Origin of the sequence: Streptosporangium sp. NPDC000563, assembly GCF_040299985.1 — a bacterium.
Lineage (GTDB): Bacteria > Actinomycetota > Actinomycetes > Streptosporangiales > Streptosporangiaceae > Streptosporangium.
In genome coordinates, this window is sequence record NZ_JBEPDA010000009.1 from 104,188 (window position 1) to 116,092 (window position 11,905).

The 11,905-nt window shown below is 69.1% G+C and carries 14 protein-coding genes; 6 read left to right on the forward strand and 8 right to left on the reverse strand.

Annotated features, from left to right (window positions below; genetic code table 11):
• Positions 1-29 precede the first annotated feature (29 nt).
• From hemG to ABT352_RS21770, 3 genes are all read left to right on the forward strand, one after another.
• Positions 30-1,472, forward strand: coding sequence for a protoporphyrinogen oxidase (gene hemG, locus ABT352_RS21760; protein WP_350946700.1), 1,443 nt, complete (start codon positions 30-32; stop codon positions 1,470-1,472).
• Between the two features lie 2 nt (positions 1,473-1,474).
• Positions 1,475-2,176 carry a hydrogen peroxide-dependent heme synthase gene (gene hemQ / locus ABT352_RS21765; protein WP_350946701.1) on the forward strand — a complete coding sequence of 234 codons (702 nt, stop codon included), beginning with the start codon at positions 1,475-1,477 and terminating at the stop codon, positions 2,174-2,176.
• A 315-nt stretch (positions 2,177-2,491) separates the two neighbouring features.
• Positions 2,492-3,064: a hypothetical protein gene (locus ABT352_RS21770; protein WP_350946702.1), complete on the forward strand. Its 573-nt coding sequence runs from the start codon at positions 2,492-2,494 to the stop codon at positions 3,062-3,064.
• Here ABT352_RS21770 and ABT352_RS21775 read toward each other — a convergent pair.
• A complete protein-coding gene (locus ABT352_RS21775) occupies positions 3,046-3,180 on the reverse strand; it encodes a hypothetical protein (RefSeq protein WP_350946703.1) in 135 nt (44 codons plus the stop codon). The genes ABT352_RS21770 and ABT352_RS21775 overlap by 19 nt on opposite strands.
• Positions 3,181-3,355: 175 nt before the next feature.
• Positions 3,356-3,757 carry a peptide-methionine (R)-S-oxide reductase MsrB gene (msrB, locus tag ABT352_RS21780; protein ID WP_350946704.1) on the reverse strand — a complete coding sequence of 134 codons (402 nt, stop codon included), beginning with the start codon at positions 3,755-3,757 and terminating at the stop codon, positions 3,356-3,358.
• A gap of 517 nt (positions 3,758-4,274) precedes the next feature.
• On the opposite strand from msrB, the gene ABT352_RS21785 reads away from it, so the two are divergent.
• Together ABT352_RS21785 and ABT352_RS21790 are read left to right on the forward strand one after the other, a co-directional pair.
• Positions 4,275-4,763 (forward strand): NUDIX hydrolase, encoded by a 489-nt coding sequence (locus ABT352_RS21785; protein ID WP_350946705.1) that lies wholly within the window; start codon positions 4,275-4,277, stop codon positions 4,761-4,763.
• Between the two features lie 153 nt (positions 4,764-4,916).
• Positions 4,917-5,369, forward strand: coding sequence for a YbaB/EbfC family nucleoid-associated protein (locus ABT352_RS21790; RefSeq protein WP_350946706.1), 453 nt, complete (start codon positions 4,917-4,919; stop codon positions 5,367-5,369).
• A gap of 169 nt (positions 5,370-5,538) precedes the next feature.
• Here the strand turns inward: ABT352_RS21790 and ABT352_RS21795 are convergent, their stop codons facing one another.
• The 4 genes from ABT352_RS21795 to ABT352_RS21810 all read right to left on the reverse strand — a co-directional run bounded on the left by ABT352_RS21795 (position 5,539) and on the right by ABT352_RS21810 (position 8,267).
• Entirely contained in the window at positions 5,539-6,348 is an 810-nt protein-coding gene (locus tag ABT352_RS21795) for a hypothetical protein (protein WP_350946707.1), read from the reverse strand.
• A gap of 16 nt (positions 6,349-6,364) precedes the next feature.
• Positions 6,365-6,754, reverse strand: a complete 390-nt coding sequence (locus ABT352_RS21800; RefSeq protein ID WP_350946708.1) for a hypothetical protein — start codon at positions 6,752-6,754, stop codon at positions 6,365-6,367.
• A gap of 226 nt (positions 6,755-6,980) precedes the next feature.
• Positions 6,981-7,349, reverse strand: a complete 369-nt coding sequence (locus ABT352_RS21805; protein ID WP_350946709.1) for a hypothetical protein — start codon at positions 7,347-7,349, stop codon at positions 6,981-6,983.
• A 177-nt stretch (positions 7,350-7,526) separates the two neighbouring features.
• The gene (locus ABT352_RS21810) at positions 7,527-8,267 is read right to left on the reverse strand and encodes a pyrimidine reductase family protein (RefSeq protein ID WP_350946710.1); all 741 of its coding nucleotides are present in this window, start codon (positions 8,265-8,267) and stop codon (positions 7,527-7,529) included.
• Positions 8,268-8,412: 145 nt separating this feature from the next.
• Here ABT352_RS21810 and ABT352_RS21815 point away from each other — a divergent pair, with 145 nt between their 5' ends.
• Positions 8,413-8,799, forward strand: coding sequence for a hypothetical protein (locus ABT352_RS21815; protein ID WP_350946711.1), 387 nt, complete (start codon positions 8,413-8,415; stop codon positions 8,797-8,799).
• Between the two features lie 105 nt (positions 8,800-8,904).
• Here the strand turns inward: ABT352_RS21815 and glgX are convergent, their stop codons facing one another.
• Positions 8,905-11,025, reverse strand: coding sequence for a glycogen debranching protein GlgX (gene glgX / locus ABT352_RS21820; RefSeq protein ID WP_350946712.1), 2,121 nt, complete (start codon positions 11,023-11,025; stop codon positions 8,905-8,907).
• Between the two features lie 338 nt (positions 11,026-11,363).
• A complete protein-coding gene (locus ABT352_RS21825; protein ID WP_329083919.1) occupies positions 11,364-11,792 on the reverse strand; it encodes an OsmC family protein in 429 nt (142 codons plus the stop codon).
• Positions 11,793-11,905: the final 113 nt, after the last annotated feature.

The window sequence follows — 11,905 nt, forward strand, 5'->3', positions numbered from 1 at the left end:
GCGGGGAGGGGGCGATACGGTCGGGAGTCATGGAAGGCAAGCGGAGGCATGTGGTGGTCGTCGGCGGCGGGATCGCCGGGCTGGCCGCCGCGTGGCACCTGCGAGGGCGCGGCGAGCACCTCAGGGTGACCGTTCTCGACGGCGCCTCGCGGATCGGCGGCAAGCTGCACGCCACCGAGGTGGCGGGAGTCATGATGGACGCGGGTGCCGAGGCGATGCTCGCCCGGCGGCCCGAGGGCAAGGAGCTGGCCAGGCTGGCCGGGCTGGGCGACGAGCTGATGTCTCCCGGCACCGTCAAGGCGGGCATCCTGACCAGGGGTTCGCTGCGGCCCATGCCGGAGGGACACGTCATGGGCGTTCCCTCCGACGTCCTCGCGCTGGCCAGGTCGGGCGTGCTGAGCCCGGCGGGCCTGGCCCGGGTGCCCCTGGACCACATCCTTCCGGCCACGCGCGTCACCACCGACGTGTCGGTGGCGGCCTACGTCCGGGCCAGGATGGGCGAGGAGGTGGTCGACCGGCTCGTCGAACCGTTGCTCGGCGGCGTCTACGCGGGCAGGGCCGAGCGGCTGTCGCTGGACGCGACCATGCCGAGGATCGCGATCGCGGCCAGGTCGGAGCGGTCGCTGCTCGCCGCGACCAGGGAGATCGTCGCCGACACCCCCAAGGACGCCGGCCCCGTCTTCACCACCCTGAGGCGAGGGATGGGCAGCCTGCCCGAGGTCGTCGCCGCCGCCTCGGGGGCCGAGATCAGGACCGGCGTCACGGTCAGGGAGCTGCGTCGGACCGAGGACGGCTGGCTGCTGGTCACCGGACCCGTCCCCGCCCCGGAGACCGTCGAGGCCGACGCGGTGATCATCGCCGTTCCCGCGCCCGCGGCGAGCCGTCTGCTCGCCGGGGAGGTGCCCCGGGCCGCCGCGGAGCTGGCCAGGATCGAGTACGCCAGTATGGCCATCGTCACCCTCGCCTACCCGCGCGAGGCGTTCCCCGCTCCGCCGACCGGCAGCGGCTACCTGGTCCCGGCCGTCGACGGGCGGCCGATCAAGGCCGCCACGTTCAGCTCGGTCAAGTGGCCGCACCTGGCCGAGAACGACCCCGGCCTGGTCCTGCTGCGTTGCTCGATCGGCAGGATCGGCGAGGAGGGCGTGCTGCAGCGCGACGACGCGGAGCTGGTCGCATTGGCGATCGCCGAGATGGTCGAGGTGATGGGCGTGCGCGGGCTGCCCCGCGACTCGCGGGTGACCCGGTGGGGAGGGTCTCTGCCGCAGTACGAGGTGGGCCACCTCGACCGGGTGGCCCGCATCCGGTCGGCCGCCGCCGACCAGCCCGGCCTGGCCCTGTGCGGTGCCGCCTACGACGGTCTCGGCATTCCCGCCTGCGTCGCCACCGCCCGTACCGCGGCGGCCCGGATTCTCGACCACCTCGATCCCGCGAGAGAATGGCGGGACAGCACCGATTCGTTGACAAAGGGGTGACGATGACGGACGCCAACCCGCGCCCCAAGGCGCGCGACCTGAACCAGGTGATCCGCTACACGATGTGGTCGGTCTTCAGGATGAAGGAGCGCTGTCCGGGCCACCGGGAGGGCATGGCCGCCGAGGTCGAGGAGCTCATGGCCCAGATGGGCCGCAAGGACGTGGTCACCCGCGGTCTGTACGACGTGTCGGGTTTCCGCGCCGACGCCGACTTCATGTTCTGGTGGCACGCCCCGACGGCGGAGGACCTGCAGGAGACCTACTCGCGCTTCCGCCGCACCGGCCTGGGACAGCTGGCCGAGCCGGTCTGGTCGGCCATGGCGCTGCACCGACCGGCCGAGTTCAACAAGTCACATATCCCGGCCTTCCTGGCCGAGGAGGAGCCGCGGGCGTACGTGAGCGTCTACCCGTTCGTGCGTTCCCTGGAGTGGTATCTCCTGGACGACGCCGACCGCCGCCGGATGCTCGCCGAGCACGGCAGGATGGCCCGCGACTACCCCGACGTGCGGGCGAACACCGTCGCCTGCTTCTCGCTGAACGACTACGAGTGGATGCTTGCCTTCGAGGCCGACGAGTTGCACCGCATCGTCGACCTGATGCGCGTCCTGCGGGGCGCCGAGGCCCGGCGGCACACCCGCGAGGAGACGCCCTTCTACACGGGGGTCCGCAAGCCGCCGAGCGAGCTGATCGCGGCGCTGCCGTAGCCTCCGCGCGTTCCTTCGCCGCGGGGCTTCGGCCCGGCGGCGAAGGGGAGGCGCGGCCGGGCACACTCCGTGAACCTCTCGAAACCCGTGAGGTTCGGGAGTTTCGTGAGGTGAGGGAAGTGTCTCCTGTGACGGCCCGGCGGAAAATAATCCGCTGAAGGTCTCTTTGTCGTCCCTTGGCTTTGTCATACTCGGGGAAAATCACCCGTCTATGTGAGGCCGAAGGTGAAAAGGGGCGAAGATCTGGCACGATCCAGGCGACGTGCTCGGGGGCGCCGGAGAAAGAAGTCTCGCTCACCCGTTCTCGAGGTCTCGGTGGCCGTCACCGCCTTCGCCGTGGGGGCCCTCGCGGTGAGCGGGTGGTTTTCCGGTGATCAGGCCTCGGCGGGCGGGATGACCCCGGCGCCGGTGCCGAGCGCCGTTCCCCGCGCCGCCGCACCGCCGCAGTCCCCCGTGTCGGGCGCGGTGGTGGCCGCCGAGGTGGACGGGAAGGGGGCGAAGAGCGAGGAGGAGGCCGCGAAACGGTCCAAGGCCGAGAAGAAGCGCCAGAAAGACAGGGAGACCGAGGCCTCGGGGCCGTCCAAGCACACCGACAAGAAGGCGGTGGCCTACTTCGAGAGCCGTAAGGCGACCAAGCGGGTCAAGGACATCCGCATGGTCGGCGGCTATCTGCGGATATACACGGACCTGCCGGAGAGCGCGAGCAACTCGAAGCAGGCGATCAAGCTCTGTGAGGCGGGGGTCGACTATCTCGTCGGAGAGCTCGGCGTGCCCAGCCCCGTGGTCTTCGTCCAGGCGGAATTCGGGGAGAACGGCAACCCGGTCCTGGCCAACGTCCTCGGCCCCGACGACCCCGACTGCCGCCTCACCTATCCGAGTCCGCGATAGTCGACGCGGCGCGCCACCGGGGCCACTCGGACCCGGGTTTTGCCGCAGATCGAGCAGCGCTGGGTGACCACCCGGCCGATGGTCTCGATGATCTCCCATTTGTGGCGGAGATGCACGAGGACTCCTTAGACGATCACACTAAGCGAAACCGTGAATACCATGGGTCGTCTCGCTCTGCCCCTCCTGGCGGCTCGTTAACCTTCCGGGCGGAGCGACATGACTGTCCGAACGCGTTGAAGGCCCCACCGGAGGTGCGCTCCGGCGAGGCCTTCACGGGTGTGAGCCGGTAGCTTACTCGACGGGCTCCAGCCTCAGCGAGACGGAGTTGATGCAGTATCGGTCGTCGGTGGGGGTGCCGTAACCCTCGCCGTGGAACACGTGGCCCAGATGCGAGTCGCAGGTCGCGCACCTGACCTCGACGCGGGTCATGCCCATCGAGCGGTCCTCGATCAGGGTCACCGCCTCGGACTTCGACGGCTCGTAGAAGCTCGGCCAGCCGCAGTGGCTGTCGAATTTGGTATCGGACCTGAACAGTTCGGCGCCGCAGGCGCGGCAGCTGTAGACACCCACCGTCTTGGTGTCGACGTACTCCCCGGTGAAGGCGCGCTCGGTCCCCGCCTGGCGGAGCACGCGGAACTCCTCGGGAGAGAGCTGGACGCGCCACTCGGCGTCGCTCTTTACCACCTTGTCCATTCCACCAGCCTATGCGGTCTCCGGGGTGGGCGGAGGGAGGAGATCCGGGGACGGGGGGCGATCGGAGGGGGTGTGTCCGGGAGGCCGCCCGCGTGTTGTGCGCGTCCGGAAAAATCTTGAAGGGCGAAGCATCCTTTTGTGGCCGTTTTGGCGTCTTTAGGTATGTGGAGGGTGTTTCACCTTCCCGCTGAGGGGGGAGATCATCTGCCGGCCGCTCCACGCTCTGCGGATCGGCCATGATGCCACCGTCCGGGCGGCGCGCCAGCGTCCGGACGCCGGTGGGTACGACAGATGATCATGCTGGTCCGTCCCGTCGAGTGCCCGGTCCCGCCGCCGTGGCGGCTCCGGGGCGGACCACCCGTTTCGCCCGTCGTTCCGGCTCGCTGCCTTAGGGTGCGCTTCCGAGGGGGACCCGGTGACTCCCGGTCTCGCGGTGTGCTCCGGGTGCCGGTTGACCTACGGTTGTCCCTGACCGGCGGGCGACCGCCCGCGCCTCCCCTGCCCAGGACGGACTCCCTTGAGCGACCGCGACAACAGCACGGCACCCGTCGACCCCCGCCCGGCGGGCCGCTCCCACATCGGGGTCAGCTGCAGCTTCGTCTGCCACGACGGCGAGGGCCGCGTCCTTCTTCACCTGCGCGGCCCCAAGGCGAGAGACAGCCGCGAGGTGTGGGACTCCGGGGCGGGCGAACTCGGTTTCGGCGAGGACTTCGAGGAGTGTGTGCGGCGCGAGGTGGGGGAGGAGTTCGGCGCCACCGCCATGGAGCTGGTCCAGGTGGGGGTGGCCAACGTGAGGCGGACCTCGGGAGACGCGCCGACCCACTGGGTGTCCGTCCAGTTCGCGGTTCTGGTCGACCCGCGCGAGGTCACGCCGTCGGAGCCGGACCGCATCGGGAACCTGACCTGGTTCGGCGAGGACGAACTGCCGACCGGCCTTCACCCCGCGCTGCCGGGCCTGCTCGCCCGGGTGGCACCTCACATCGGCTGGTCGGCCGCACGCGCCTGAACGGCGCCCCCTGGAGAGCGCCGAGCCTGTTCGGGCCCGTCGTCGGGCGACTTCCTTGAGGTGGATGGTGGCTGTTTACCCGCGTTATCGCCATATGGGGCATTAGAGTGCGTATGGCATTTTTGATCTTGACTCGTTTCCTGGAGGATTCGGATGACCACGGCTGACGGCCGCTTCGGGCGGACGGGTAATCCTGAGGTGGACCAGCTGGCGGAGGGGTTCGACAAGCTCTCGGCGCGCTACGAGCGGATGCGTGAGGAGCTGACCGAGATGCGGGCCCACGGCGAGGCGGCCGACGGGCTGGTGAAGGTGGAGGTCGCTCCCGGCGGGGCACTGCTGGGCGTCGACATCAATCCCAGGGCGATGAGACTGGGCTCGGAGGCGCTGGGAGAGGCGATCATGGAGGCCGTGGGGGAGGCCTCGAAGATGGCGGCCGCCCGGATGGACGAGGTACTGGCGCCCCTGCTCGGCGGCATGACGGGGTTCAGTGAGGCGCTGCAGGGGCGGATGCCCACCCTGGACCCGGAGGGTGGTCTCTCCGCGGATCCACGGGTCGCCGAGGCGCTGCGGAACCTGCGGGAGATGCGCGACAAGTACCAGGTCTGAGGCGGCTCCCGCACCGGGACCACGGTGACGCCGACGTGCACGCGATGCGCGACGAGGGCTCCGGCGCCGGGTCGCGTCCGTGTCGGCGCGCGCCGGGTACGAGATCCGACGCGGTCGCACACGACGCGGGGCGGGGACACGTCATGTCCCCGCCCCGCGTCATGTGCGATCAGGTGTAGGACCAGCCTTCCCCCGGCGATCTGGTCGCGCTCTTGCGCACGATGTCGTCGAAGTCCGTCCTGCCGTCCGTGCCGTCACTGTCGAGGTTGGCCTGCGGCAGGGGGAACTGGTTGTCCGCGCCCATCAGTGCCGTCAGGTTGCCCAGGCTGAAGATGACGGCCGCCGTCGCGCCGACGACCGCGTTGACCGTCGTGCCCATCAGCAGGAGCCCGGACGACTCCTGAGTGGCCTTGGCTATCGCCACCAACGTGGCGCCCTGCGCGGCGACCGGCGGTACGGCCGAGGCCATCATCTGCTTGCCGATCAGCTCGACGATCTCCGAGGCGATGATGATGCCCAGGAGGCCGTCGACGATCGTTCCGGCGTTGTTGACGATCTTATGGATCTCCGACTGGGCGCCCTGCACCGCGGTGGCCATCTGCGACGCGGCCGTCTCCAGCTGCTGGACCTCCTGGAAGACGATCGACATGAACCTGTCGAAGGCCTTGCGGTCCTCGCCCTCGGGCCAGGCTGCCTGAACCGCCTTGACCTCGTTGTCCCACTCCCTCGTCCGCAGGTGCAGGAGTTTCAGGTTGACCGTACGCCAGTCGTTGAACGCCTCGGTGATCGCCTGGTCGTCCCCCGGCTGGGCGAGCAGCCATACGGCCGCCGCGCCCGCCGCGGGCTTGGCCAGTGTCCCGGCCAGCTGGATCTTCGCCAGGGTGGCGGCCCACGCGGGGCCGTAGGTGCCCAGGAGCTTCATCCCGCCGATGGTGGCGACCCCGGCTATGGCACCGGTGAAAGCCTCTTCGCCCGCCATGGAGCCTCCTTCCCGTTCAGTCGGTGGGCCCCAGGGCCTTGCCCTTCGTCGCCCTTTCGAGGTCGGCCACGTCCAGCGCGATCTTGCCCTGGAGGTCGGCCGTCTTCAGCGTGTCCTGTGCGCGAATGGCGGTCGCCAGTTCGGCCTCCCGGTAGTGGTGCACCACGCTGAGCAGTCCCGCGTTGATGCCGTCGAGGCATTTGACGAAGTCGGCGGCCTGCTTGGCCTGGTACTCCCGGGACGGTGTGTAGTTGTTGGCCACCGTGACCGCGCCGATGGCGCCCCACTGGTAGGCGCTGAGCCGTGTGTTCTCGGCCAGGGTGCTGACCTGCTCCGCGATCGGCCGGAAGACCCTGATCAGGTTCTGGGTGGCGGCCTTGAGGGCCTCTGTGTTGACGTCGACCACTGTGCGTCGGCCTCCTGGATGTCACGCGTGCCGCACCCCCGTGGCGCGACTCCCGGTTTCCTGTCTATGAACGAGGAGTAAATCAGGAGAACCAACAACATCACAGGTATCTCTCGATCTTTGTGACAAAGATCAAAAAGCCCGGCGCGGTCGAGCGGGCTCGACCCGCCGGGCGCGGGAAAGCGGCGGGAGCGCGGCGGGAGCGCGGCCGGAACGGGGGTGAGGGTCAGCCTCGGCGTCGCCGGGCGGCGGCGAACGTCACGTTCACGCCGATGATCCCGACCCACATGAGCGCCAGGATGAACATGAGGACTGATTCGCTCAGGCCGGTGTAGGACACCGCGACCGTCCCCGGCACCCCGAGCCCGAGGGAGATGATCGACAGGGCGAGCCGCTGCCCGGCGTCCAGGGACGGGCGGACCCCGGGGCTCTCCCTGCGCGCCTGGGCGAGCCGGTCGTCCACCCGTTTGTCGATCTCCTGGTCCATCTTCTCCAGGAAGCCCTCGACGAGGGAGTCTTCGTATTCCGGCCCCAGATGCCTGCGGGCCTCGAGCGAGGCGCGCAGGTCGTCGTCGGAGGAAGGGGTTCGTGGCATATTCGAGATATATCGTTTCTGTGCGGGGAAGTCCAGGCGAATGCCGGCCCGGCCTCGCGGAACCCTCGGCGAGGTCACGGGACCCTTTGAGTCCTCGGCGTCCTCGGCGTCCCTGAGCCCTCGCCGTCCTCTGTGTCCTCGGCATCCCTGCGCCCTCGGCGCGGTGGGGATCGGGCCTCAGACGGTCTCGGTCTCCTCGTCACGTCGCCGGACGTAGCGGGTGAAGAGGAACCCCTCGTCCTCCAGGACGTGGGCGAGGCGCAGGCGAGCGAGCGAGGACGGGCCGTCGAGGACCCTGGCGGCGTCTCCGCCGATCAGTATCGGGCTCACCGTGAGACAGAGTTCGTCGACCAGATCCGCGGCGGCGAACTGGGCGTTCACCTTCGGGCCGCCTTCGCACAGCATCCGGCCCAGGCCGCGTTCGGCGAGTTCCCTCACCGCCAGCGCCGGATCCACCCGCTCGCCCCCGGCCACGATCACGTCGGCGTTCCTGGCGGCCTCCTCGCGGCGTTCCCTGGGGGCCGCCTCACAGGTGACGACGATCGTTCGCGCCTCGGGGTCCGCGTCGGTGAACAGCGGGCCCGACAGGTCGAGATCGAGCCCGCGGGTGATCACCGCCACCGGCGGGACGGCGGGGCGTCCCTCGCGCAGCCCGCGCCACGACGGCCTGGCCCGTACCGGGCCGTACCCCTCGGCCCGTACGGTCGCCGCCCCGGCCACGACGACGTCGGCCAGCCCGCGCAGCACCCAGAAGACCTGGCGGTCGCCCCTGCCGGACAGTTCGCCGGACAAACCCTTCAGCCAGGTCCCGCCGTCGGCGCTGGCGACCATGTTGATCCTGAGGCACGGGTCGTCCGGATAGGCGTAGACCCGCGCGAGATCGACCTCGGCGGAGGTCTCGGGATGGATGAGGCGCATGGCCCTACCTTCGCACGGAGGCGAGCTGTGAACTTTCCCGGAATGGTCGATAACGGTTGGGGTGGCTTGTAGTGACTTCGGATGACTCCCGATACATGATTCATCCTTGAAGAGACGGGAGGGTCGTGTGAGGCTTGTCACGATCGTGACATGGTTGATCACCGCGATGGCCGGGATCTACCTGCTGTACCTGTGGCTCTCCGGGGGAGGGCTACGTCAGCAGGCGACCAAGGTGACTCGCTTTCCGACGTTGTTGATCTTCGCTCATCCGGTCCTGGCGATCTCCGCCCTGGCCTGCTGGGTCGTCCACGTGGTCACCTTGGACCCGCTCTTCGCCTGGCTGTCGTTCGGTGTGCTCTCGGCCTCCGCGCTGCTGGGCTTCACCATGTTCACCCGCTGGCTGGGCGCCGGCCGCCACGCCCGCGGCGCCGAGCAGCGCTTTCCCGTGGTCGCCGTCCTGCTGCACGGCGCCGTGGGAGTGGTGACGTTCGTGCTCGTCCTGCTCACCGCCGCGGTCGCGTCCGGTGCCTGAGAGTCCGGCGCTTGAGGGTTCAGGGGGTCGAGAGTCCGATGTCGGGGGCGTCCGGCGTCTGAGAGCCGTCTCTCCTGTTCGCCGCCCGAGGGGCGTACGGGATCCCTACAGGCGCGCGCAGCGCAGGATCCGCACCGAGCGCCCGGTCACCTCCACCGAGGCCTCGGCCGGCCAGGACCCCTCGGAGAAGGGGAACGTCTCAGGACCGTCGTCCGCGGTGTCCAGCACGTGCTGCCATCGCTTGCCGTACTTCGCCTCGGGGAGGCTGAAGGCCATGTTCTCGTGGTGGGCGTTGATCAGGAGCAGGAACGAGTCGTCCACGATCCGCTCGCCTCGCGTGTCCGGTTCGGTGATGGCGTCGCCGTTCAGAAAGACGGTGAGCGACTTGGCGTAACCGGTGTGCCAGTCACCGGCCGACATCTCCACCCCGGCCGGAGTGAGCCAGACGATGTCGCGGGTCCCGTCGTCGGCCTTGTGGCCGTGGAAGAAACGCCGCCGCTGGAAGACGGGATGCTCTCGCCGCAGTTTGGACAGGCTCCTGACGAAGTCGAGGAGGTCTCCCTCGCTTCCGGCCAGCGACCAGTCGATCCAGGAGACCTCGTTGTCCTGGCAGTAGGCGTTGTTGTTGCCGTGCTGGGTCCTGCCGAACTCGTCGCCGGCCGGCAGCATCGGCACGCCCTGGGAGACGAACAGGGTGACCAGGAAGTTGCGGCGCTGGCGCCGGCGCAGGTTCACGATCTCCGGGTCCTCCACCGGGCCCTCGGCCCCGCAGTTCCACGACCGGTTGTCGTCGGTGCCGTCGCGGTTGTTCTCCAGGTTGGCCTCGTTGTGCTTGTGGTCGTAGGAGACCAGGTCGGTCAGGGTGAACCCGTCGTGGCAGGTGACGAAGTTGATGGAGGCCACCGGGCGGCGCCCCGAGATGGCGTAGAGGTCGGCGGACCCGGTCAGCCGGGAGGCGAACTCGGGCAGCGCGGACCCGCTCCCGCGCCAGAAGTCGCGCACGCTGTCGCGGTACTTGCCGTTCCACTCCATCCACAGCGGCGGGAAGTTGCCCACCTGGTAACCGCCCGGCCCCACGTCCCACGGTTCGGCGATCAGCTTCACCTGGGAGATCACCGGATCCTGCTGGATCAGGTCGAAGAAGGCGCTCAGCCGGTCGACGTCGTGCAGTTCGCGGGCGAGGGCGGAGGCCAGGTCGAACCTGAAGCCGTCCACGTGCATCTCCAGCACCCAGTAGCGCAGCGAGTCCATGATCAGCTGGAGGGCGTGCGGAGAGCGGACGTTGAGGGAGTTCCCACAACCGGTGTAGTCGAGGTAGTAGCGCCGGTCGCCGTCGTGCAGGCGGTAGTACGACCGGTTGTCGATGCCGCGGAAGCCCAGCGTGGGACCCATGTGATCACCCTCGGCGGTGTGGTTGTAGACCACGTCGAGGATGACCTCGATGCCCGCCTCGTGCAGCGCCCGCACCATCGCCTTGAACTCCAGCACCTGCTCACCGCGCTGGCCCGAGCCGGAGTAGGCGGCGTGCGGGGCCAGGTAGGCGATCGTGTTGTAACCCCAGTAGTTGGTCAGCCCTCTGGCGACCATCGCGTGCTCGGGGACGTACTGGTGCACCGGCATCAGCTCCACCGCGGTGACGCCCAGGCTCAGCAGATGGTCGATGACCGCCGGGTGGGCCAGTCCCGCGTAGGTGCCGCGCTGCTCCTCGGGCACCGCGGGGTGGCGCATCGTGAGCCCGCGCACGTGCGCCTCGTAGATCACGGTCTGGTGGTACGGGGTCCGGGGCGACCTGTCGTTGCCCCACTCGAAGAACGGGTTGATCACCACGTTCTTCGGCATGAAGGGGGCGGTGTCCTCGTCGTTGCGGTTTCCCGGATCGGTGAACTGGTACGAGAACATCGCCTCGTTCCACTTCACGTCGCCCTCGACGGCCTTGGCGTAGGGATCGAGGAGCAGTTTGGAAGGGTTGCACCGGTGCCCCTGGTCGGGGTTGTAGGGGCCGTGGACCCGGTAGCCGTACCGTTGCCCCGGCATGATCCCCGGGACGTAGCCGTGCCAGACGAATCCGTCGACCTCGGTCAGCTCGACGCGCTCCTCGCGGTCGTCGTCTCCGAAAAGGCAGAGCTCGACACGCTCCGCTACCTCGGAGAACAGTGAGAAGTTGGCACCCACGCCATCCCAGGTGGCGCCGAGCGGATAAGACTCTCCCGGCCAGACTGCGCGCATGTGACCCTATTCTCCTCTGGTAAGGCTCCCCTGTGCAGGGTGTTCTCGCCTCTGTCACTTTAAGGTGGTATTGAGGAGTTTCGTATCCGGGGTTTGGCGTGCTTTCCGTACCTGCCGTTTCCGTGCATGCGCTGTGACCACGCGTGTCCGGCGAGGACACGCGTGGCCGCGAAGATGTCGTGCCCGGCCCGCCGCCGACCACCCAGGGTGACCGGTTCGAGGCGGTTGCCGCTGAAGAAGGTCCGGCCGGGTGAGTGCCCGGCCGGAGCGGTTCGGTCCCCGGTCAGCCCGATCGCGCGCCTACGGCCCCGATCGGCGGCGTGCGCGTACGGCCGTGATCAGCTCAGCAGTTCGGCGTTGAGACTGATCGTCGTGCCCGAGAGGGCCTTGCTCACCGGGCAGTTGGCCTTGGCCGTCTCGGCCGCCTCCTGGAACTGCTCGGCCGTGAGGCCGGGAACCTGGGCGCGGACCGAGATGACGATCCCGGTGATGCCCTCACCCGGCTGGAAGGTCACGTCGGCCTTCGTCTCCACGGTCTGGGGCGGGGTGCCCGCCTGGGCCAGCCCGTGGGAGAGGGCCATCGAGAAGCACGAGGAGTGGGCGGCCGCGATGAGCTCCTCGGGAGAGGTCTTGCCATTGGCCTGCTCGGCGCGCGAGGGCCAGGACACGTCGAACGTGCCCACCCCGGAGGAGTCGAGGGAGACGCTGCCGGAACCGTCGAGCAGCGCGCCCTTCCACTGGGTCGTCGCGGTACGTGTCGTCGCCATGGCGATTATCCTTTCGATCATGAACCGTTGGCCATGACCGACCCTACTCGGCGCCGGGGGGCCGCGGGTGTGGGGGGGGGGCGCGGGCCCCAGGCGGGGCCCGGGGGGGGGAT